Below are 21,891 nucleotides of genomic sequence, written 5' to 3' on the forward strand. Positions count from 1 at the left end.
AAAACTCCACCTTTGCGTGGAGTTTTTTGTTGTTACCTGTTTGCGTGTGTCGGCATAAGTTCATTTAGTAAGAGCGAGTTAACAGGCATGCTTTGCTATCAATTTTGCCAGTGTTTGCATCGCGTGACTCCAATCGGTTTCATGACCAAAGTTTGCCACGCTGAGGCGTACGCAATGCCGATATTGCCCTTGAGTGCCAAATACGGTGCCGGGAAGTAGGCTGATTCTGTGCTTATTGCATGCTTGATACAACGCATAGCTGTCCGTGTCTTCGGGCAGTCGCAACCAAAGCAAGAACGAACCTTGCACGGCGTTGATCTGGTATCGATTTTTTAGAGGTTCGTATTCATCCAAGTATTGATGAAGCATCTGGATAAATCGGCGCATGTTGTTTTGATAAACCCGACCCATTCGCGCAGTATGCGTTCGATACTTGCCTGACGTTAGAAACGTTGCCACGGCGGATTGCATCAGGTTCAAACTGCCCATGTTCTCACACAGTAGATATTGCTCAATCTGATCTCGATATCGCCCCGCCAACATCCAACCAATTCTCAAACGCGAATCGAGCGTTTTGGATAACGAATTCACGTAAATTACGCGTTGCTTGTCATCGAGCAATCTCAAGCTTGGTAACGGCTTGTCATAGCTTAACCCGCCAAACACATCGTCTTCGATAATAGGAATATTGCCAGATGCCAAGAGCAATCGCTGGCGCTTTTCTAGCGGCATCATGGCACCAGTTGGATTGGTGAAGTTTGGCGTTACGATGATCGCTTTTATGTCCCATGTCGCCATTGCTTTTGCTAAGGCTTCGGGGCACATACCGTCGCGTGGGCAACTCGGAATTTCCACCACTTTGAGGCCGAGTGATTCTAGCATCAATAAGTTGCCAAAATAGCAAGGGGACTCCACCGCGACGATATCGCCTTTTTGTGTCGTTGCGCGCAGCGCTAGGCTAATGGCTTGTTGCGCGCCGTGCGTCACCATGATCTCATCCAACTTGGCTGGCGTGCCCAAATCTTGTGTGATTTTCGCCAGTTGTTTGATTAAGAGGTGATCACCGGGTGGTAATTGGTAATGGCTCGGTACATGCGTTTGCTGGCGGCTGTGGCGGCCGATCTCGGCGTACAAGCTTTTGATCGCGGGGGAGTCAATGTTTGGGTGGGCAGAACCGGTAGGCAAACGCTCTTGGTATTCAGGATAAGTAAGGATTTCTTTGCAGATCGAGAGCAAATCCACACGAGTCGGATCCGGAATTGAGCGAGAGGTCGGCAAGGCGATTTTAACTCGATAACCCGATTTGGGAACCGAGTACACCAAGTTTTGCGCTTCCAACTCTTGATACGCACGAATCACGGTGTTTTTGCTGACGCTTAATTCTTGGCTCAACGAGCGAATGGAGGGCAGTCGATCATCCGCCTGATAAACGCCATCATTAATGGCTTGTTTGAGGTGTTTTTCCACCACGAGGTACTTATTCCCTTCACCGCTTCCCAATAAATCTGTACCCATAAAAACACTTCCATCTGTCACTTTTTGAAAACACTGTACCTAATTACATTAGCAGTATCTCAAAACATAAAACAAGCGTGAGTGAGGCGATCATGTTAATCCGAGCCATCCCTTTTGTATTTGTCATCCTTTGGGCTTCTGGATTCGTTGGTGCGCGTTTTGGTTTGCAATATGCCGAGCCAGCGACACTACTTTCTATCCGTATGGCATTCAATGTCTTATTGTTTTTGGTTCTTGTGGCGGTATTGCGTAGAAGGTTGCCGACAGGAAAAGATTTTTGGCACAGCTGTGTGGTTGGTGCGTTGATCCACGGTTTCTATCTGGGCGGTACTTATTTCGCTATCGCCTTGGGTATGCCTGCTGGGTTGAGTTCGTTGCTGGTGGGTATTCAACCGATTTTAACCGCGGCTTTGCTGGTGGTGTTTGTTCGTGAGGAATTTAAACCCTCGCAATGGTTGGGTTTGGCTCTTGGTTTTGTCGGTATCGCTATGGTGTTGATGGGCAAAATGGAGTGGCAATCCGAGCAGCATAAAGTGTTGGCCATTGGTTTGTGTTTGTTGGCTTTGGTTGGTATCACGCTAGGGACGCTTTATCAGAAAAAACATTGCCAACAAGTGGATATGGTGGGTGGTGCGACGGTGCAATATTTGGCCGCGCTCGTCATGTTTCTGCCCGTTGCGATGCAGTTTGAAACCATGCAAGTGCAGTGGGAACTGGAGTTTATTTTGACTGTGTTGTGGTTGGTCGTCGTGCTCTCTTGTGTAGCTATTCTACTGCTGCTGTACATGGTTAAGAACGGTGCTGCATCGAGCGTAGCTTCTGTATTCTACCTGGTGCCGCCAACGACGGCGATTCAGGCTTGGCTCGCGTTTGGAGAGTCATTTGATTGGATGGGGATTTCTGGTTTCGTACTGGCAGCTACGGCGGTGTATTTGGTGGTTAAAAAGCCGGATCTGACGATAAAGAAATCGATTCAAACAGAATATACCTAAATTGGGTAGGGACATTTGCGTATCAGTGGGTACAATCTGCTTCATCTTAATCCGTGGAGCAGAATGATGAAGGTAAAGCCAGATCGAATGACCGCCATGCGTAGCATCATCGAGCAAGTAAAAGCGGAACTACCAATTTATGAACCAGAAACGTTTGTATGTGGACCAGAAGGGCAGTGCATTGGCTGTCCGAAGAAATTGTTGGAAATGGTCGATTCAGAAGTCACTTATTGGGAGTCAGCCATGGAGCGCGGCATTGTTCCGCAGTTCGATGAGATTCGTCGTTTTGGCAAAATGTGCACGAATGTTCGTCGTGGTCTGGTGCGAAATAATGTGCCTTTACTCAGTAACTAGAGAGTAAAAACCGTCTAATATCTGACACATAGCGTCGTTTTGTTACACTGCTCTTTGGCTGCTGTTCTCAAGTTTGAGTGGTGTTTGTCTCTTCTTACCCCTTAAGCCTTTAATCGTAAGAAATTGGCGATACATTGGCTCGGTCTCACATGGATGTGGGGCTATTGTCTTGGGCTAGTTGAGATAAGAAACGTGAAATCAAATGGATTTACGCTGATGGAAATCACCATAGTGCTTACCACTTTGGCTTTCATCGCATTAGCTGCTTTACCAGTACTACTCGATATTCATCGCCAAGCATACGCTGCGATGCTGCACAGTTCTCAGTCTTCTTTGGGTACGGCTCTCAAATTCTTTCATGCTCAATCAGTGATTGATAACGCTTACGGCCAAGAGCACGTTCACTACATTGACCGACATGTCAAAACACGCAAAGGCATGCCAGAAGCGAGTGCCGATAGTATTCGAGCTTTGTTAGAAATCGATCTACCAGCCAGAGGTTATTCGAAAATTGACGTGCCGTGCAAAGGCAGTGATTTTTGCATCATCGGTCAGCAGCACCCAAACAGTGCTCATTTTGTCGCTATTCCTGATTATCAGTTCTTAGATAAATCGGGTGTTGATCGCGTGGTGTACATTTGGCCGCAAGGTTACACACTGGCAGAAGAAGCATGCTATTTCTACTACGTGAATCAAGCCTCTAACGATTCAATTGTTCGAGGGTATGTGACTCAAGGGTGTTAATCCCGAATAAGTGTTGCGAACAACGGTTATCGTGAGTCTACAAATCGGGGTTTTTCGAAGGGCTTTGCGCTTTATACAATACCATTTTTTGACTCATCAAGACTTTACCATTTGGCAAGGTCACTTCCCCAAGTTCCCCCTGATGTTCAAATCCAAACCGTTCATATAAAGCAATCGCTGGTGTGTTGGTTGTGTATACGTAGAGTGCGATTTGGTCGTAACCAAATTCCCAACCACGTGCGATCGCGACTGCCAATAGTTTCCGCCCCAATCCTTTGCCTCGGTAGTTTTTGTCGATGTGAATACCAAGAATACCGACGCGAAGGCGTTGCCCTCTTTCGTAACCGCACATCTCAGCTGGGTAGATTTCAACACTACCGATAAGTTTTTGGCGGTCAAACGCGACAAACTGAGGGATGGACTCGTTTTCCACACGTTGCAGGATTCTGCGAAGCGTTGCGTTATCGGGTGCAGGAGAAATCAAAAATTCCCCTTCGGAGTACACTCGATTCCACAGCGCGGTGAAGCGCGCGATATCGCTCACCTTGATGGATCTGATTTGCATTCATCTTCCTTGATTAGTGCAGGTTAGTAACGGTTAGGGGATAAGCTCAGATAAACAACGAATTTGGTTAGGAATGGCTTCGGCTGGTGCATCAGCGCCCGTTGGGTTAAACCAAATTGTGTTTACGCCCGCTTTCATCGCAGGGTAAATATCTTTGTGAGGTAAATCGCCAACCATGGTTATTCCACTCACGTTAACCCCTAACTGTTTTGCGATGGCGAGATAAAACTCAGGTTGGTGTTTAGCGATACCGAGGTTGGCAAAACAAAAATAGCCATTTAAGTATTGGTCTAAGTCGACGCGAACAAATGCACGCTGAACCTCTTCCATGTTGGAATCAGATGCACTGGTCGCAATGTAGATGGGATGATTTTGGGAAAGTATTGCCAGTGTTTTTCTGGCTTGAGGAACTGCTTCTACGTGTTCCCAATCGCACATTTTTCCTTGTGCGTGAGGGAAATCTACCATCAAGGTGTTCCCCCAATCGAAAAGATAAATCATGTTCGAATCTCCTTATCCGCACATCATATCGTCTTTTTCTAAAATCAGGGGGGTAAATTGCATCGATAAATGCGATTTAGGTGGGTTTAGTCGTGAAAAGCGCTTAATTGTCTTTATCGTTACAAATGTTTCAGCATAATGCGTGAGTTAGTTTTAAAACCTTGATTATCGTAAAAGCGCTGTGCTGGCTGATTGAATTCCATCACTTCCAATCGAACTTGTGTGGCATTGGCATCGCGCGCCCATTGCTCACAGGCTTGGAGCAGTTGGCGGCCGATTCCTTGCTGCTTTTGCGCTTCATCGACAACAATTGTTCCCACGCGACAAATTGGGTCTTTGATCAGAAAACTGACGGTGTCGTTTTGGGTGATCATCGCGGTTAAGAAGCCGAGAATTTGCTGTTCGCGTTCGGCAATCAAAAAGAGTCGCTCTTTGTTCTCTAGTGCTTGTGCAAGAAATTCACGGTCAGCTTCTGAAGGCGCAACAAAGGCTTCTGGCGCATTCGCAAAATGCAGTGAATTAATTTGAAAATTAAGCTGAAAAATTCCGTCTAAATCATCGGGAATCGCTTGTCGGATATGGACTTGCATTCTATCTGCCCCCTGCAATATCGATAAATGATCCTGTGACATAAGAGGCTTCGTCACTTAATAGCCAAGCGATCGCATTTGCCACTTCTTCTACCGTGCCACCGCGTTTAAGAGGAATTTGAGGGCTGAGTCTATCTACTCGGTTTGGTTCTCCGCCGTCGGCATGCATATCAGTGTAAATGAAACCAGGTCGAACGCCATTGACGCGAATATTGCGCTCTGCCAACTCTAGCGAGAGCCCTTTAGTTAAGGTATCCATCGCGCCTTTTGATGTGGCGTAATCGACATACTCAAATGGCGCGCCTGAGCGCGACGCTCCAGAGGAGACATTCACAATTGCACCGCCTGCACTGAATCGCTTCGCCGCTTCTCGACAGCAGAGAAAACAGCTATTCACATTGGTGTTCATTACTTTCTGAAAGCGTTCCAAGCTGATTTCTGACAAAGGCGATTGAGTAAATAGGATGCCAACGTTGTTGACCAAGTGCGTCACTGCACCAAATTCACGTTCTGTTTCATCAAACAAGGAGAGCACTTGCTTCTCATCGGCTACGTCTGCGGCGATGGCAATCGCTTTGCCACCGTTTGCTTGTATTTCTGCCACAACTTGGTCGGCGGCCTCTTGCTGAGTGCGGTAATTAACGCAAACGCGATAGCCTTGCTCGGCCAGCTTTTTCGCCGCTGCGGCTCCAATGCCTCGGCTTGCGCCGGTAATGATGACTACTTTATTCAAAATACGTCCTTATTTTTGTAGTGAGTAGATTTTATCGGCGTAGGGTTTGCCACCAATTTGGTATGCGTCTGGAATGACCTCAATGAGTTCGAAACCACATTTTATCAGGACACGTTCTGACGCAATATTGCCTTCAGTGACCGTCGCGGAAAAGTGGTTGATGTTATGTGTCGAGGTTGCCCAGTATAGAAGCGCTTGAAGAGTTTCTGTTCCAAACTGTTGGTCATGAAATTCCGGCAAAAGTAAGTAACCTACCTCTGCCTTACCGTTTTCAATAGCAAAGCCAGTGATGCCGATGGGTTGTTCAGATTGCTTATCGAGTATTACAAGGCAAAGCCAATGCTGGCAATTTGGGGTCCATGGTAATAATCGCGAAGCAAATTTTTCTCTTATTTCTGTTTCGCTGGGACGATCGAAACAGAGCGCAATAACCTCTTGTTCGGAGAGTAATCGTTGAAAGAGTTCCCAGTCACTGGCTTTGATGGGTCTTAATTGGCTTCTGTGCGTCTCGATATAAACTGACATGCGTGTCCTTACTGCATCAATGTGGAGATTCAGTCTCTCATCCTCTTATCTGTTTAATCAAATAGTTGCATTCATAAAAGTGATTTATGTGGTAAATAGTTGGCTGGGTAATGGATTATTGCCATATATTCATCTTTGAGATGCAAATAACAAAATTTCATACTTGAGGCATACAGAGCAACACGGAAATGATGTGGATCAAGAGAGGACTACCCATAAAGTAGTAACTTGCGACCTATAATTACATTTTATTTGGAAGTGTTGCTAATTATGTCAATAAAAAAACGATATGTTGCCCTGCTGGTTGCTGCCGGCATTGGTGTGGGCTGGTTAACTTTGGGGGGGAGTGCGGTAGTAATGCATTACACCTCAGATACTGAATTTTGTCTCTCGTGCCACTCTATGGAAACCCCTTACAAAGAGTACCAAGGCTCAGTGCACTTCAGTAATGCGAAAGGCATTCGCGCGGAATGTTCTGACTGTCATATTCCTCAAGAACCAATGGATTACCTGATCACCAAAATTCGCGCGTCGAAAGATATCTACCATGAATTTGTGACAGGTAAGATCGACACGCCAGAGAAATATGAAGCACATCGTAAAGATATGGCTGAAACGGTATGGGCTCAGTTCCGTGAAAATGATTCAGCGACGTGTCGTTCGTGTCATGATTTCGATGCAATGGAAGAGTTTGAGCAATCACGTGATGCGGCGAAGATGCACGCTTACGCGAAAGCAAACGATCAAACGTGTATCGATTGTCATAAAGGTGTGGCGCACTTTGCACCAGAAGCAGAGCTAGACAGCAAGGCATTTGAAACGTTGATGAGCTTCACCACAAAAACATCACCTGGTGCCAAAGTCGTTTACCCTGTGACTGAAATCGCAATGGGTGAGATGGGTAAAATTAACCCAACGACGAAGTTGGAAGTAATCAGCTCTGAAGGCGACAACCGCACTGTTAAGTTGAACGCATTCCAAATGAAAGGCGCAGAGCAAGTGCTTTACATGGGAGAAGGTCAACGTGCCATCGTAGCAACGCTAACAGAGCAAGGCCAACAAGCGCTTGAAACTGGTGAATTTGAGGCAGATGTTTACGGCAACGAATGGCGCGCGGTTTCTCTAACTGGCGCTATTGATTCTCCAGTTGTTGACACGCTTGAACCAGTATGGTCATACGCAGAAGAGTTGGACAACGTTTACTGTGCAACTTGTCACGCGAAAATTCCTTCAAATCACTTCACAGTGAATGCATGGGGACCGGTAGCGAAAAGTATGGGTGATCGAACTGATATTTCAGCCGAGAACCTAGAAATTCTAACCAAGTTCTTCCAGCACCACGCGAAAGATGTGGTTGGTCACTAACGATAAATAGAAGGATAAGATTATGACTAATATGACCCGTCGCGGATTTCTAAAAGGCACTGGTATGGCGGCTGGTGCAATGGCATTCACTTCATTTGCACCTATGTCTGTTGCGTCTTCAAACCAGCGTGGCAAGGGCATTTTGACAGCGGGCCGCATGGGCCCAATGCTGTGTGAAGTGCAAGACGGTAAGCTGGTTTCAACCACGAACGCATTGCCACAAACGGTACCAAACAGCCTACAAAGCACCGGTCCTGACCAAGTGCACACTAAAGCGCGTGTTAAGTACCCAATGGTTCGCAAAGGTTACTTGGCAAACCCATCAGCTCCCGAAGGAGTTCGTGGCAGCGATGAATTTGTACGGGTGTCTTGGGATGAAGCTTACAAGCTGATACACGAGCAGCACATGCGCATTCGTAAAGAATATGGCCCGGCTTCTGTGTTTGCTGGTTCTTACGGCTGGCGTTCAAGTGGCGTGCTGCACAAAGCACAAACCTTACTGCAACGTTACATGAGCATGGCGGGTGGCTATTCAGGCCACTTGGGTGACTACTCAACGGGTGCTGCGCAGGTCATCATGCCGCACGTTGTGGGCTCTATCGAAGTATACGAGCAGCAAACCACGTACCCAGTGGTACTAGAGTACAGCGATGTGGTTGTGCTTTGGGGCTTAAACCCGATCAACACTCTAAAAATCGCGTGGAGCTCAACAGACTGTGCTGGTCTTGAATTCTTCCATCAATTGAAAAAATCAGGCAAGACGGTTATTGCGATTGACCCTATTCGTTCTGAAACCATTGAATTCTTTGGCGAGAATGCGGAGTGGATTGCTCCTCACCCAATGACCGACGTGGCAATGATGATGGGTATCGCACACACCTTGGTGAAACAAGGTAAGCACGATAAAGCCTTCCTCGATAAATACACCGCAGGTTACGACAAGTTTGAAGCGTACCTGATGGGCGAAGAAGACGGCGTAGAAAAATCAGCAGAATGGGCATCACAAATCTGTGGCGTACCTGCGAAGCAACTTGAGCTACTGGCTGACATCTTCAGTAAAAACCGCACCATGCTGATGGCGGGTTGGGGCATGCAGCGCCAACAATACGGTGAGCAGCGTCACTGGATGCTGGTTACACTGGCAACGATGTTGGGTCAAATCGGTTTACCGGGCGGTGGTTTTGGTTTCTCTTATCACTACTCAAACGGTGGTAACCCTGCTCGTGATGCTGGCGTACTTCCTGCGATTTCGGCATCGCTGGGTGGCGGCTCTTCTGCGGGGAACGACTGGGCGGTGTCTGGCGCGGTGCAAAGCTTCCCTGTGGCGCGTATTGTCGAGGCGTTGGAAAACCCAGGTCAATCCTACCATCATAACGGTCATGAACTGACGTTCCCGGACATCAAGATGATTTGGTGGGCAGGTGGTGCGAACTTTACTCACCACCAAGACACCAACCGTCTGATCAAAGCGTGGCAAAAGCCTGAGCTGATCGTGATTTCAGAGCCTTACTGGACGGCGGCTGCGAAGCACGCGGACATTGTTCTGCCAATCACCACATCGTTCGAGCGTAACGACTTAACGATGACGGGTGACTACAGTAACCAACACTTGGTGCCAATGAAGCAAGTGGTTGAGCCGCAAGGTGAAGCGCGTAATGACTTCGATGTATTCGCGGACATGGCAGAGATGCTAGCTCCGGGTGGCCGTGACGTATACACCGAAGGCAAAACCGAAATGGAATGGCTGTACGGCTTCTACAAGGCGGCGCAACAAGGTGGCCGTGGCTCTCGCGTAGCAATGCCGAACTTCAGCAAGTTCTGGGAAGATAACCAACTGATCGAGATGAAGTGGAACGAGAAGAACGCACAGTTTGTTCGTTACGCAGATTTCCGTGAAGACCCGATCATGAATCCACTCGGTACACCAAGTGGTAAGATCGAAATCTTCTCGAAAACCATTGAAGGCTATCAGTTGGAAGACTGTCCTCCACATCCAACGTGGATGGCACCAACCGAGTACACGGGTACTGCGAAAGATGGCGAGTTGCAGCTAATGACCGCGCACGCAGCGCATCGTCTACACAGCCAATTCAACTACGCGAAGATTCGCGAAGAGTACGCAATTGCAAACCGTGAACCTATTTGGATTCACCCTGAAGATGCGAAAGCGCGTGGTATTAAAACGGGCGATCTAGTTCGTGCGTTTAACAACCGTGGCCAAGTATTGGTTGGTGCAGAAGTGACTGACCGAATCAAGCAAGGTTCAGTGTGTATTCATGAAGGCGGTTGGCCGGATTTGGATCCTAAAACCGGCATTTGTAAGAACGGCGGTTGTAACGTGTTAACGTTGGATATTCCGACCTCTCGACTTGCAAACGGCTGTGCGGCGAACTCGGCACTGGTTCGTATTGAAAAATACACTGGCCCAGAATTAGAACTAACAGCGTTTGAACCACCAAGAAATGGCTAGAAAAAAGTAGCGATTGAAAGCAAGAAGCCAGCGAATCGCTGGCTTCTTTTTATCTAGTCATCGTTCACATTAGCGCGAAGCGAGAGAAACAAACGGCATCTGTTTCTTAATCTGAAATGTCGGGAGTAAAGTAAATACAATCGCGACAAACAAGACCGAGCCTATTAAATCTTCAGGGCGATGCATGCCCAGCCATAAGCGGCTATATGCGACGCTCATTCCCCACATCCACAATGACAGTGCAGAGATATAGCACTTGTTCTGTAAGAACAAACCACCAAAGAAAGCCAAACAAATCGAAACGAAAATCGTATGGCCGGATGGGAAAGAATAGTCTTTCTCGCCTTGCCAATGGCGCGTTCGCCAATCACTGACGTGTTCAGAAATCTGGTTAATTACGTTGGCTTGCTGCTTTGTATCCAACTGATAAAACGCTTCTGGGTGCTCAATCAATTGCTCTGCAGCAAGCAGTTCGGCGTAGGGACGCGGGCTTTCTGTCATCAGTTTTAGCCCCGTTTTGCTGGCAAAACCAATCACCAGTAACAACCCTAACATTGAGAGTTTTTGTATCCACTCAATGCGACTTGGTTTAAAGCGAAATAAAGAAAGCAGTAGCAGTGTTAACGTAATTAAAAAACCTTTGCTACCAGCAGAATCTGTGAGCAAAGTAAAAGTAATACCCAGACTTTCAGGCACCTGTGAAGTGAGATTGTGATAAGAGCCAAACAGCGACATTGGGATGATGCCAAGAACAAACAAGGCGAGCATCATCAATCCATATTTTTTGGTTTTCATTGAGAGCGTTTTGTTTTTATTGAGGGTTATTCAACCACGTGAAAATAAGGGGCTTATCTTACGTTATCTGGCGTGAAAAACTTATCAACGCTCTGTCAATTTGACGAGAGAATGAAGGTTGAGTGATGAATTGATGACATTTATCCGGAGGGTAAAGGCGCTCATCCTTAAGCGTTGGGGCCTTAATCCATCAGAGAAAGTAAGTACTCTGCTGCTTTGGTTGGGTTTTCTGCATGACAAATGGCAGAAACCAAAGCCAAACCATGCACACCTGTCGCACTCAGGGCAGGAATGTTGGTTTCGTTGATGCCACCAATCGCGACGATTGGTAAGGGCGTGGTGTTCAGCGCCATCTTCAAACCATCAATACCCCAATGTTTTTTGGTGTTGGTTTTGGTTGGCGTCGCGAAGATCGCGCTCAAACCGATGTAATCAATCGGCAGAGAGTCCGCTTCTGCAAGCTGCTCTTCATTTTCGATGGATAAGCCGAGGATTTTGTTTGGTCCAATCAACTCACGAGCGATAGTTGCGGGCATGTCTGATTGCCCGAGGTGAACCCCATCAGCATCGACAGCCAGTGCGACATCTACGCGGTCATTGATGATCAAAGGAACATCGGTATCTTTAAGGATGTCTTTGACGGCTTGAGCACGTTCGATAAACGCACGCACATCGCCGTGTTTTTCGCGGACTTGTACCATGGTCACGCCACCTTCCACGGCTTTTCTCACGACACGTTTTAGTGTGGCTAAATCTTGTTGGTCGTCGGTGACCAAATACAAACGATAGGCGTTCATTGTGTTTCCTTTCGCCTCCCACTTTCGTTGGAGTGAGAGGCGTTTAAAGCATTGAGAAGCGATTTATCTCACTTGTAATTTAAGGCGTGTTGCCAGTGTTTCTTCATCCAGTTGGTAAAGCTCATCCAAAAGATGCATTTGCAAGCTACCTGGCCCTCGCGCTTGCTCAGCCGCAATTTCACCCACAACGCCAAGCACCGCTGCCGCAGCAAGGCCCGTTTCGTCGCCGATTGCTGCGAAAGCGCCAGTCAGTGCCGTTAGTGTGCAGCCCATGCCCGTTACGTAAGGCATCATCTCGTGACCATTATTCAGCTGGACGGTTTGCTCTTTTGTCACGATGTAGTCAGTTTCGCCGGAGATCACCACGCTCGCTCCGTATTCTTCAACTAAGAAGTGAGCCGCCCCAAGGGCTGCATCACTACTGTCGAGTGCATCTACACCTTTGCTTTGTGCTTGCTCACCAGCGAGAGCAATGCTTTCGGACGCATTACCACGAATGATTAACTTGTTTGCAAGGCGTGCGATTTCACGTGATGTCTCTGTACGTAGTGAGCTTGCTCCGCAACCGACTGGGTCGAGTATAACGATTTTACCATTGGCATTGGCTTGCTCTACGGCATAGCTCATACGAGGTGTCCAAACGCTGTCTAAGGTACCAATGTTGATAACCAGTGAGCCCGCGAACGACATCATCTCTGCCATTTCCTGCTTGGAGTGCGCCATGATTGGAGAAGCGCCGATAGCCAATAGCGCGTTTGCCGTGTTGTTCATCACCACGTAGTTAGTGATGTTGACGACTAATGGCTTTTGCTGGCGTACTGCGGTTAATGCTTGGGTGATTTGTTCAATTAACATGAGACTCTCCGATTAATCTTGCTGAGCATTCAGACCTTGTTGCCAGAATGCTACTTCCATACGCGTTGCAGTTTTGAATACCTGAATCAGGTTTTGACCACGCTGACTATTGATGTCGATTTCCGCCAATAACTGGTTAAAGTGTTCTGCACCTTTTGCGACACCAGATTGGAACTCCTCACCACCGTAGAGATTAATCCAACTTGCGTATGGATTGCCTTCGATTACTGTCTTTTCATCTTCAATCAGCATCTTACCGATAACGGCATAACCGATAGAGCATGGCGCTAGTGCCGCGTATAGATCAACAAGATCGCCCGTCATGCCAGCATCCAATACATAACGGGTGTAAGCTACTGTGCCGAAATCTTCTGGCTCGTTTTCTAAGTTGGATTCCGTCAGTCCCCATTGCTCACAGTAAGTCACGTGGTGGGCGATTTCAGAATCTAGCAATGCATGTACGCTTGGTAGGGCACGGCGCATGTCATCCAAAGTACGCGCTTTGTAGATCGCTAATGCGTAAGCTCGTGCGTACTGTTTTAGGAAAAGAAAATCCTGTTTTAGGTAATGTAGAAAACAAGGCTGAGCCAGAGTGCCTTGCGCCAATTGCTGCACGAAAGCATGCTCAGTGTATTCTTGCCAATCTTGGTGGCAAGCGTCGATCAAATCTTGGTATTTCATTATGGGTATCTCGTTATCAAAAGACCCTAGGCTTAGATCCTAAGGCCAGTAGAATTAGTCAAAGCTCGGTACGTAATCTTTCGCTTTTGGCAGTGTTTCGATGATGTTTTGTGAATACATGAACTCGGCATAATCATCGTAGCGTTTCAGATCTACTGCAGATGGACGAAGAGCGAAACGAGTTAGTGTGTCATTCCAAGCGCGCTGGTTAAGCTCGTTGTTGAGGGTGTCTGGTGAATAAGCCACAAACTCTTTCCAAGATTCTTTTGGATGGTTAACGATGTAAGTGGTCGCTTGCTCCAGTGCTTTGTTGAATGCCTTGATGGCTTCTTTGTCGTAGGTTTTTGCATTGGCTACGAAGACTAACTCGTCATACGCTGGCACGCCGTGTTCTTCAGGGAAGAAGGCTTTAGCTTTATAACCTTCTAGTGCAAGTTGGTTGGTTTCGAAGTTACGTAGACCACCCCAAATCGCATCCACCTTGCCAGACGCAAGAGACGAAGATAGCGCCCAACCTACGTTGATGATTTGTACGTCAGAAAACTTCACATTCTCTTGAGCTAACATAGTGCCGATTGTTGCTTCTTCGTTGCCTGCGATCGCAATACCGATCTTCTTACCTTTTAAGTCGCCAAGGTTTTCATTCTTACCGTTGTCCAACACCATCAGCGTGTTGAGTGGCGTAGCAATCAAAGTCGCAGAGCGGATTAATGGCAAACCCGCCGCGACATCGATAGTTAGGCTTGGCTGGTAAGAAATCGCCATGTCGACCTTGCCAGCAGCGACCAACTTAGGTGGCGTACTTGGATCTGCAGGCTCTTGAATGTTGACCTTCAAACCTTGTTCTTTGAAGTAACCGCGCTCTTTGGCAATCACGATAGGACCATGGTTTGGATTGACGAACCAATCCAACATCAGTGTCATCTCTTTTTCAGCTGCAAGCACGTTGGTTGATACCACTGAAGCGAGTAGAGCAGCAGCGCTCACAAGTTTGTTTTTATTCACGGGGTTCTTCCTTTTCTTTCCCAATTTTCTTTGGTTATTTTCTGTAATTACTTGCTTTCCCAAGGGATGGCTTTTTTCAATAATTTATCGGTGATGAAGTAGAGTGAGATAGACAGCACGGCGAGGATAAACAGCGCCGCAAACATCTCGTCAATGATCATGCGAGCGTTAGCTTGGAGCATCAGATAACCCAAGCCTTCACTTGAACCTACCCACTCACCGACCACTGCTCCAATTGGCGCAATAACGACGGCAACACGAATACCTGAAGCTAACGTTGGTAGCGCGGCTGGCAATTGAATATGACGAAGTAGCTGCCATTTCGACGCGCCCATGGTCTTGGCAAGATCGAGGTAACCTGTTGGTGTATTGCGTAAGCCGTCATAGCAACATGTCGTGACGGGGAAAAAGATGATGATCGCTGCCATGACGACTTTCGATGCAATACCGTAACCCAGCCAAAGCATGAGCACTGGCGCGATGGCGAACACAGGGATCGCTTGGCTAGCAATCAGAATAGGCAGTAACCAACGCTTCAGCGGCTCAAACATCAGCATTTGCAATGCGAACAGCAAACCCATCGATAATCCAAGCGCCAAGCCAAGTAAGATCTCTTGCGCAGTAACCCAAGTATGTTTGAGCAGGATATCGTAACGAGTGACCAATCTATCCAGCACTTCAATTGGTGAAGGTAAGATGAAGCCTGGCATGTCGAATACCACCACAACCAACTGCCACAATCCCAAGATCACCGCAGTGCTGATTACCAAGCGCAGAGCTTGATGGGTCACGCGTTCTTTTTTACCAATACGTGCCGAAACGGAGTTGTACTGAGTCATATCACTCATAGTCTTTCTCCAATTGATCCAAAATCGCTTGTTGAAGCGCGGCGCACTCTCCATCGAGAACTCGTGGTGGCTTGGAATCCGGAACAACCAAGTGCTGAGCTTGCGCAGGCGTACCTTGCAGTACATAGAGTTGGTGAGCTAATCGCACCGCTTCTTGTGGGTCGTGGGTAATAAGAACAACGGTCTTATCTTTCAGTAATTCGGCAGACAAGGTCTGCAACTTATGGCGAGTAACCGCGTCCAACGCAGAGAAAGGCTCATCCATCAGAACCAGAGGCTTGTCTTGCATCAGAGTGCGAGCAAGGGCAACACGTTGTCTCATGCCGCCAGAGAGCTGAGTTGGCTTAGCATCCGCGTAATCGGCGAGTTTTACTTGGTTTAGTAAAGCCAGTGCACGTTGTCTATTTTGCTCTGGTGCTTGCTCTTGAGAAAATCGAGAACTGAGGCAGACGTTGTCTAACACATTCAACCACGGTAGCAATAAATCCTGCTGAGCCATGTAAGCGATACGGTCATGCAGTGCAGCGCCATCCGTTGTGATGAGTTCGCCATGCCAGTCAACTTGGTCATCCAGTAGGCCAGCTAAGTAACGCAATATTGTGGTTTTCCCGCAGCCACTTCGTCCGAGTAATACCGTCCATTTACCGACGGGAATGGTCATGTTCATTCCTGCTAAAGTCGGTGTTTGGCTATCTTTGTATCGCAGGCTAGCATCGGAAAGCTGAATGCCAATCGCGTTAGCGAACATAAGTATGACCCGCAAAAAAGTGGTTCACAGGGCCGTGACCTTTACCGACATCCAGTTCATCAGCGTGCGCGATAGCTTGGCTGATGTACTGCTTACCAAGGTGCACCGCTTTGTGCAGATTGTTGCCTTGGCCAAGATAAGACGCAATGGCGGAAGAAAGTGTACAGCCTGTGCCATGAGTGTTTTTGGTTGGAAATCGCTTGGCGCTAATTAACTCGGCACTGTCTTGCATGATAAGCAGATCGTTGCTGTTTTCATTTTCTTCAAGGTGACCGCCTTTGAGCAGAATAGCTTTGGCGCCAAGCGCACGAAGGTCGGTAATCATATCGTTCATTTCAGATTCTGATTGAGGCATTGGCTTACCCGTCAATGCTGCGCCTTCGGGTAGGTTAGGGGTAATGATGTCTGCGAGCGGAATCAATTCTTCTTTTAAAGTGCTGATTGCCGACTGTTCCAGTAATAGATCGCCGCTGGTGGCCACCATCACAGGGTCAATCACGAGGTGTTTTGGCTGGTATTGTTTAATTTTGTCTGCAACGACTTTGATGATGTTGGAATCTGCCAGCATGCCCACTTTGACTGCAACGATGTTGAGGTCGGTAAATACTGCATCAAGTTGGCTCTCTACATGGTCGAGAGGAATGGGGAAAATCGCAGAAACGCCTTGGGTATTTTGCGAAGTAATCGCCGTGATTACCGAGCAAGCAAAACTGCCGGTTGCGGACATCGCTTTGATGTCGGCTTGAATACCTGCACCGCCACCACTGTCTGAGCCCGCGATGGTCAATACGATAGGGGTAGGCAAGGCTGGCGTGTGATGTGAATGAGGTTGTGATTGCTGCGTCATGGTCGCTCCTACTACAAGACGTATAGGAACTGACTTTGACCGTTGCAGATAGATCGATTTTTCGATCGCTATCGCTTACCTAAGAGGGGCGACGAAAGGCAAAGTGTGCATAGTTCCCTACGTCAGTGCTAACTGAATCAGGTTCAACGGGTCTCGAATTTCGATCTCAGCCAACACTTGTCGTGTGGCCCCCCGACTATTTCGTTCGGATGATAGCAGGACCATTGCGGAAGGGATACGTTTTTTGAGCGTAATTATAATGAGTATTCAATTATGCGAGGTGAGTGATAAAGTAAGCACCTAAATGGTTTGCTGGGTGGAATTTACTAGTGCAACGCTCTGGTGAATGAGCAGAACCTGGAATATTTAATAAATAATCGTGGTCTCGTTAAGCAAGGATTAGCACAAAACAAGGTTAAAAAACTGTTAAAATTTAACGTGTTGCCAATTTAACTTTGTTGAACTTTTTCACAGTTAATTAGGAAGGCTAAGACGATCATCGAGCAAGGAGACTTCATGCTTAATTCTGTAACAGCGAAGTCAGTGATCGATCATGCACTCTTTTTGGGGGCTGATTTCGCTGAACTATTCGTTGAACATCACCAAACCAACACTGTCCAGATCGCATCTGGTGAAGTGGATAAGGTTAACTCGGGTATCGATTTTGGTATCGGTATTCGTCTTTTTTTCGGTCATAAGGTGCTTTACGGTTACACCAACAGCACAGATGAAGCCGAACTAAAGCGCGTAACCTCGCTGCTTGCTGCAAAAGACAAGCGTGAGCAAATCGCGTCAGCGGGTTCTTTGAATTTGAACCGCTACCCAATCCAACATGGTTGCCGCATGTCGCTAAGTAAGGATGCTAACCTAGATTCAAAAATCGCGTTTCTATTGAAAGTTGACCAAGCCGCACGTGCTGAGAGTGAGCATATCAGCCAGTTTATTGGCAGCGTTCTTCAGCGCGAGCAACAAGTGTCTATCTTCAACTCAGAAGGTCTACACGTTGACGATACTCGCCACTACATTCGTGTTGCTGGTAACACTGTCGCGCAAAAAGGTAATGAGCAGTCTTCTGGTATGGAAGGTCCTGGCGCTCTTGCTGGTTGGGAATTCAGTGAACAGCTTGATGCCAAAGAGCTAGGTCAAACTATCGCGCAGCAAGCGTTAGTAAAACTTGGCGCGGATGCTTGTCCATCGGGTGAAATGCCGGTGGTGATTGGTAACGGCTTTGGCGGCGTTATCTTCCATGAAGCATGTGGTCACTTGCTAGAAACCACTTCAGTTGCGAAGAAAGCATCAGTCTTCCACGACAAGATGGGCGAAATGGTTGCTCACACCGCAGTGAATGCAGTCGATGATGGCACCATGACCAACGAATGGGGCTCGATTCACATTGATGATGAAGGTATGAAGACTCAGCGCACTCAACTGATCAAAGACGGTAAGCTAACCAGCTTCATGGTCGATAAAATGGGTGGCATGAAGACAGGTTATGAGCCTACGGGTTCTGGTCGTCGTCAAAACTACAAGTTCGCACCAACCTCGCGCATGCGTAACACCTTTATCGAAGAGGGCGAGCATTCACTTAATGACATGCTGGCAGGCATCGAACGTGGTATCTATGCGAAGAAGATGGGCGGTGGCTCTGTTCAACCGGGTACGGGGGAGTTTAACTTTGCTGTTCGTGAAGCCTACCTCATTGAAAATGGCAAAATCACCAAGCCTCTGAAAACAGCAACGCTGATCAGCACGGGTCCAAAAGTGTTGAAAGAAATCAGCATGGTCGGCAAAGACATGGCGCTTGCGCCGGGCATGTGTGGTTCCGTGAGTGGTTCAGTACCAACAACTGTCGGTCAGCCAACGCTGAAAGTAGATAACATTCTGGTAGGAGGCGGTAACTAATGAGCCAAGAACAACAACTTCTTAATGCGGTTGATTACGTCCTATCAGAAGCAAAACGCCAAGGTGCAGAAGCGGACGTCATTGTAAACCGTAACAGTAGCTTTTCTTTGAAAGCGAACCAAGGAAAGCTGGATGAGTACAAAGTAAGCTCAAGCCAAGTTCTGGGTGTTCGTGTTGTGAAAGATGCGCGTGTTGCAACAAGCTATTCTGAGTCGTTAGAGCAACCAAGCTTGGATTTGATGCTGACCAACGCACTGCAAAGCGCTCGCTTTTCCAAGCAAGATGAACATCAGACGATTAGTTGCGTGAACAGTCAAATCGCGACTGATGTTGCTGAGATTGCGCAAGAAGATACAACTTCTGTTGACGAAAAAATCGAACTGTCTCTCGCTCTTGAGCAAGGCGTAGTGGCTCTGCCTCACGCCTCTAGCGCACCTTACAATGGTTACAGCGATGGCGAAACACAACTGATCATTGCCAATACTCAAGGCACATTGTGTCAACACTTCGAGCGCTCGTTCACTTGTTACGCGTATACCTTGTTTGAAAAAGACGGCAAACAGTCAATGGCGGGTAGAATGTCACTGGGTCGCCGTTTTGATGAGTTGAATCCAGCTTACTGTATCGAGGGTGGCTACAACCTTGCTCGCGATCTTCTTGAAGGCGCACCGGTTGCGACGGGTAACTACCCTGCTATCTTCCACATCAATGCGCTAGCAAGTTTATTCGGTGCTTTCGGCAGTGCTTTCTCTGGCGTAAGCGCGATGAAAGGCATTACGCCACTGGGTGACAAGCTTGGTCAACGTGTTGCGAGTGATTTAATTACCTTTACTGATACGGCTTACATGCCAAATGGTATGGCAATCGCGAGTTTTGATAGTGAAGGCTTCGCTACTCAAGATAATGTCATGATTGCTAATGGTGAGTTGAAAACCTTGCTACACAACAGCCAGACCGCAAGTTACTTGGGCGCAGTCTCGACAGCAAGTGCCGCTCGCGGTGCAAAATCGAGCCTAGACGTATCAGCGAATCACAAAGTGATTGCGACAGGCAACAGCAGTGCGTCAGAAGTAAAAGCGGGTGAGTACCTAGAGTTAGTCGAGCTTCAAGGTGTCCATTCTGGTGCGGATGCAGTGAGTGGTGATTTCTCATTTGGTGCGAGTGGCTTCTTGTGCTGTGATGGAGAGCGCGTTCAACCAGTTCGTGGGATCACGGTAGCGGGTAACTTCTACAAGATGCTGCAAGAAGTTGAGGCAGTGGGTGATACTCAGTTAATTAACGATAGCCGAACTTTCTTCTCGCCAGACGTTCGTTTTGCTCGTTTGAGCATTGGTGGTAAGTAAACTTAGCATCCCTATAGAAACAAAAAAGAGGACTCAATGGAGTCCTCTTTCATTACCTAGCAACGTGTGCGCGAATAACTAGAATTCGCGTATGTCCAACTCATTGTGGATCAATACCACACACTGAGAAGCGAAAAGCATCTTAGGACCTAAGCTGATCTTCTCTGTGCCAAGGCGCTTTAAGCTGTTAAAAGACTTTTTCGGCATCGGTATATGGTCAGTTAGCAAGAAACATGGATTTTCACCAATTTCTGCATCACGAACAAATTCGCCTTTCTTATCCAACATATATAGTTGGTGATCTTCTGCCAGCTCTTGTACTAGGCGTTCAAAGCTCACTGTACGAACGGTAATACCAGGTTCGACTTCACGAAGTTGCTCTTTACCCATACCAACCGAAGCATCCAAAGCGCGAGCCACTGCTGCAATCAAGGTTGACTCATGGAAGCCGCCAATGTTGGTGATGTCGTTGGAGCGAATAGTAATGGTGCGTGAGAAGTCTTTTGTGCTTTCCAAAACCAAGTGAACAACCACATCTTCACGGTGTGATTGAGCAACGAACATAGTGTTCATCATGGTATGAGCAAGAATCTCTGTATGCGCTTCATTACCAACACCTTCTAACAGTGCTTTGCTGGTGGTTGGCGCCGCGCGAGCTCGTAAAACAAAAGAGCGCATGAATTTAGCCTCTATATAGGAAGAGTGAATGCGCGGAAGTATATACCCAAGCAGGGAAGGGATGCGAGTTTAATAGCAAATGTGAACTTACTTACAAAGCTTCGATTGTCGTGCGGAGTGCGCTGGTTAAAATAGAGGTAACCTGTTAGGAGCGGTATATGGAAATCAAACAGATAAATAAAGACATTTATAAAAAGAAAGTAAACCTTGTGATTGGCGGTTTTGTTGCGTTGCTCGCCATCTCCTCTCTTGCCTTTAGTACCTTGTTGATTGTTTTGTTTGGCAACACTGAAGTCGTACCAGAACAATCAACGGGCAATTTCCATTTGAATTTGATTGGTGTCGTTCTCGCAGTTGCAACTTCCCTCTCTTTATTGAATCACATTAAAACTCGACCATACATGGAAGAAGTGCTGTACGTTTGGAAACTCAAGCAACTGCACAACAAAACCTTTCGTAAACTAAAAAGCATTAAAGCAGCCGCGAGCAATGACGATGTAAAAGCGCTCACTACGCTTAAGTTCTATTACACCACGCAACGCCAAGTGTTTGAGCTAGACAACAACACATTAACGATGAGCAGTGTAAATAAAGAACTAGAGGCTATCGAGCAAATCGAAGCGGCGCAATCACTGAGTCTCGATATCACAGGCTTTGAAGAGTCTTGGATAGACACATATTGATTGCCTATTTGCTACTTGAAGTTAACAACTGAGTGCTAAAAATAAGCGTTTGAGTGAGATTTAATCATTTGACGCTTTTTTTTGAATTTTTTTCTGAAAAGGGGTTGCTAAGAAAAATCATCTCCCTATAATGCGCCTCCGTTGTCAGGGCAAAGCGGAAACGCAAAAGCGGTTGGCAAGAAGGCGAAAGAAAACTTCTAAAAATTAATTTGAAAAAGTGTTTGACACTGAAAATTAATTCCTTAGAATACGCCTCCGCTTCGATAGCAAAGCTTACGAAGCAAGCTCTTTAACAATATAGACCTATCAATCTGTGTGGGCACTCGTTGATGATAATCCAATTAGATACCTCGGT

22 protein-coding genes, 1 pseudogene and 1 riboswitch are annotated in these 21,891 nt (G+C 47.1%); of the genes and pseudogenes, 8 read left to right on the forward strand and 15 right to left on the reverse strand.

Features of this window, described 5'->3' with window-relative positions; genetic code table 11:
- Positions 1 to 78: 78 nt before the first annotated feature.
- The gene (locus R7E00_RS20515; protein WP_171345574.1) at positions 79 to 1,515 is read right to left on the reverse strand and encodes a PLP-dependent aminotransferase family protein; all 1,437 of its coding nucleotides are present in this window, start codon (positions 1,513 to 1,515) and stop codon (positions 79 to 81) included.
- A 92-nt stretch (positions 1,516 to 1,607) separates the two neighbouring features.
- Between R7E00_RS20515 and R7E00_RS20520 the strand changes: the two genes are divergently transcribed.
- The 3 genes from R7E00_RS20520 to R7E00_RS20530 all read left to right on the forward strand — a co-directional run bounded on the left by R7E00_RS20520 (position 1,608) and on the right by R7E00_RS20530 (position 3,605).
- A complete protein-coding gene (locus R7E00_RS20520) occupies positions 1,608 to 2,507 on the forward strand; it encodes a DMT family transporter (RefSeq protein ID WP_213907502.1) in 900 nt (299 codons plus the stop codon).
- 66 nt (positions 2,508 to 2,573) lie between these two features.
- Positions 2,574 to 2,861 carry a hypothetical protein gene (locus R7E00_RS20525; protein WP_005374318.1) on the forward strand — a complete coding sequence of 96 codons (288 nt, stop codon included), beginning with the start codon at positions 2,574 to 2,576 and terminating at the stop codon, positions 2,859 to 2,861.
- Between the two features lie 216 nt (positions 2,862 to 3,077).
- Complete coding sequence (locus tag R7E00_RS20530) at positions 3,078 to 3,605, forward strand: hypothetical protein (RefSeq protein WP_005374316.1); 528 nt, start codon at positions 3,078 to 3,080, stop codon at positions 3,603 to 3,605.
- 37 nt (positions 3,606 to 3,642) lie between these two features.
- On the opposite strand, the gene R7E00_RS20535 is transcribed toward R7E00_RS20530, so the two are convergent.
- The 5 genes from R7E00_RS20535 to R7E00_RS20555 form a co-directional block, all read right to left on the reverse strand.
- Complete coding sequence (locus R7E00_RS20535) at positions 3,643 to 4,170, reverse strand: GNAT family N-acetyltransferase (protein ID WP_005374314.1); 528 nt, start codon at positions 4,168 to 4,170, stop codon at positions 3,643 to 3,645.
- Positions 4,171 to 4,203: 33 nt separating this feature from the next.
- A complete protein-coding gene (locus tag R7E00_RS20540; protein WP_042522353.1) occupies positions 4,204 to 4,671 on the reverse strand; it encodes an HAD family hydrolase in 468 nt (155 codons plus the stop codon).
- A 119-nt stretch (positions 4,672 to 4,790) separates the two neighbouring features.
- The gene (locus R7E00_RS20545) at positions 4,791 to 5,261 is read right to left on the reverse strand and encodes a GNAT family N-acetyltransferase (RefSeq protein WP_005374310.1); all 471 of its coding nucleotides are present in this window, start codon (positions 5,259 to 5,261) and stop codon (positions 4,791 to 4,793) included.
- A gap of 1 nt (position 5,262) precedes the next feature.
- A complete protein-coding gene (locus tag R7E00_RS20550) occupies positions 5,263 to 5,994 on the reverse strand; it encodes a glucose 1-dehydrogenase (RefSeq protein ID WP_005383319.1) in 732 nt (243 codons plus the stop codon).
- Positions 5,995 to 6,003: 9 nt separating this feature from the next.
- Entirely contained in the window at positions 6,004 to 6,519 is a 516-nt protein-coding gene (locus tag R7E00_RS20555; protein WP_054575246.1) for a GNAT family N-acetyltransferase, read from the reverse strand.
- Positions 6,520 to 6,789: 270 nt separating this feature from the next.
- Between R7E00_RS20555 and R7E00_RS20560 the strand changes: the two genes are divergently transcribed.
- Positions 6,790 to 7,884 (forward strand): NapC/NirT family cytochrome c, encoded by a 1,095-nt coding sequence (locus tag R7E00_RS20560; RefSeq protein ID WP_053304006.1) that lies wholly within the window; start codon positions 6,790 to 6,792, stop codon positions 7,882 to 7,884.
- A gap of 22 nt (positions 7,885 to 7,906) precedes the next feature.
- Positions 7,907 to 10,354 carry a trimethylamine-N-oxide reductase 2 gene (locus R7E00_RS20565; RefSeq protein ID WP_054575245.1) on the forward strand — a complete coding sequence of 816 codons (2,448 nt, stop codon included), beginning with the start codon at positions 7,907 to 7,909 and terminating at the stop codon, positions 10,352 to 10,354.
- Between the two features lie 69 nt (positions 10,355 to 10,423).
- Here the strand turns inward: R7E00_RS20565 and R7E00_RS20570 are convergent, their stop codons facing one another.
- The 8 genes and pseudogenes from R7E00_RS20570 to thiD all read right to left on the reverse strand — a co-directional run bounded on the left by R7E00_RS20570 (position 10,424) and on the right by thiD (position 16,930).
- A complete protein-coding gene (locus R7E00_RS20570; protein WP_025768774.1) occupies positions 10,424 to 11,149 on the reverse strand; it encodes a phosphatase PAP2 family protein in 726 nt (241 codons plus the stop codon).
- Positions 11,150 to 11,331: 182 nt separating this feature from the next.
- On the reverse strand, positions 11,332 to 11,946 hold the full coding sequence (gene thiE / locus R7E00_RS20575; protein ID WP_054575244.1) for a thiamine phosphate synthase: 615 nt from the start codon (positions 11,944 to 11,946) through the stop codon (positions 11,332 to 11,334).
- 63 nt (positions 11,947 to 12,009) lie between these two features.
- The gene (gene thiM, locus R7E00_RS20580) at positions 12,010 to 12,801 is read right to left on the reverse strand and encodes a hydroxyethylthiazole kinase (protein WP_054575243.1); all 792 of its coding nucleotides are present in this window, start codon (positions 12,799 to 12,801) and stop codon (positions 12,010 to 12,012) included.
- 12 nt (positions 12,802 to 12,813) lie between these two features.
- Positions 12,814 to 13,482, reverse strand: coding sequence for a thiaminase II (gene tenA / locus R7E00_RS20585; protein WP_054575242.1), 669 nt, complete (start codon positions 13,480 to 13,482; stop codon positions 12,814 to 12,816).
- A 54-nt stretch (positions 13,483 to 13,536) separates the two neighbouring features.
- Positions 13,537 to 14,487, reverse strand: a complete 951-nt coding sequence (locus R7E00_RS20590; protein ID WP_054575241.1) for an ABC transporter substrate-binding protein — start codon at positions 14,485 to 14,487, stop codon at positions 13,537 to 13,539.
- A gap of 47 nt (positions 14,488 to 14,534) precedes the next feature.
- Positions 14,535 to 15,260: pseudogene (locus R7E00_RS20595) on the reverse strand (ABC transporter permease); the annotation flags it as partial.
- Positions 15,261 to 15,327: 67 nt separating this feature from the next.
- Positions 15,328 to 16,083 carry an ABC transporter ATP-binding protein gene (locus R7E00_RS20600; protein WP_054575239.1) on the reverse strand — a complete coding sequence of 252 codons (756 nt, stop codon included), beginning with the start codon at positions 16,081 to 16,083 and terminating at the stop codon, positions 15,328 to 15,330.
- On the reverse strand, positions 16,073 to 16,930 hold the full coding sequence (gene thiD, locus R7E00_RS20605) for a bifunctional hydroxymethylpyrimidine kinase/phosphomethylpyrimidine kinase (protein WP_005383329.1): 858 nt from the start codon (positions 16,928 to 16,930) through the stop codon (positions 16,073 to 16,075). The genes R7E00_RS20600 and thiD overlap by 11 nt, the downstream gene beginning before the upstream one ends.
- Positions 16,931 to 17,027: 97 nt before the next feature.
- Positions 17,028 to 17,135, reverse strand: a riboswitch (TPP riboswitch).
- 311 nt (positions 17,136 to 17,446) lie between these two features.
- Between thiD and R7E00_RS20610 the strand changes: the two genes are divergently transcribed.
- Together R7E00_RS20610 and R7E00_RS20615 are read left to right on the forward strand one after the other, a co-directional pair.
- Positions 17,447 to 18,832, forward strand: coding sequence for a TldD/PmbA family protein (locus R7E00_RS20610; protein ID WP_054575238.1), 1,386 nt, complete (start codon positions 17,447 to 17,449; stop codon positions 18,830 to 18,832).
- Positions 18,832 to 20,175, forward strand: a complete 1,344-nt coding sequence (locus tag R7E00_RS20615; protein WP_054575237.1) for a TldD/PmbA family protein — start codon at positions 18,832 to 18,834, stop codon at positions 20,173 to 20,175. The genes R7E00_RS20610 and R7E00_RS20615 overlap by 1 nt, the downstream gene beginning before the upstream one ends.
- Positions 20,176 to 20,253: 78 nt before the next feature.
- On the opposite strand, the gene trmY is transcribed toward R7E00_RS20615, so the two are convergent.
- Positions 20,254 to 20,853, reverse strand: a complete 600-nt coding sequence (gene trmY, locus R7E00_RS20620; RefSeq protein WP_017634347.1) for a tRNA (pseudouridine(54)-N(1))-methyltransferase TrmY — start codon at positions 20,851 to 20,853, stop codon at positions 20,254 to 20,256.
- 158 nt (positions 20,854 to 21,011) lie between these two features.
- On the opposite strand from trmY, the gene R7E00_RS20625 reads away from it, so the two are divergent.
- Positions 21,012 to 21,536, forward strand: coding sequence for a DUF3087 domain-containing protein (locus tag R7E00_RS20625; protein WP_238967345.1), 525 nt, complete (start codon positions 21,012 to 21,014; stop codon positions 21,534 to 21,536).
- Positions 21,537 to 21,891 lie beyond the last annotated feature (355 nt).

The organism is Vibrio sp. Vb1755, from assembly GCF_033338635.1.
Classification (GTDB): Bacteria; Pseudomonadota; Gammaproteobacteria; order Enterobacterales; family Vibrionaceae; genus Vibrio; species Vibrio alginolyticus.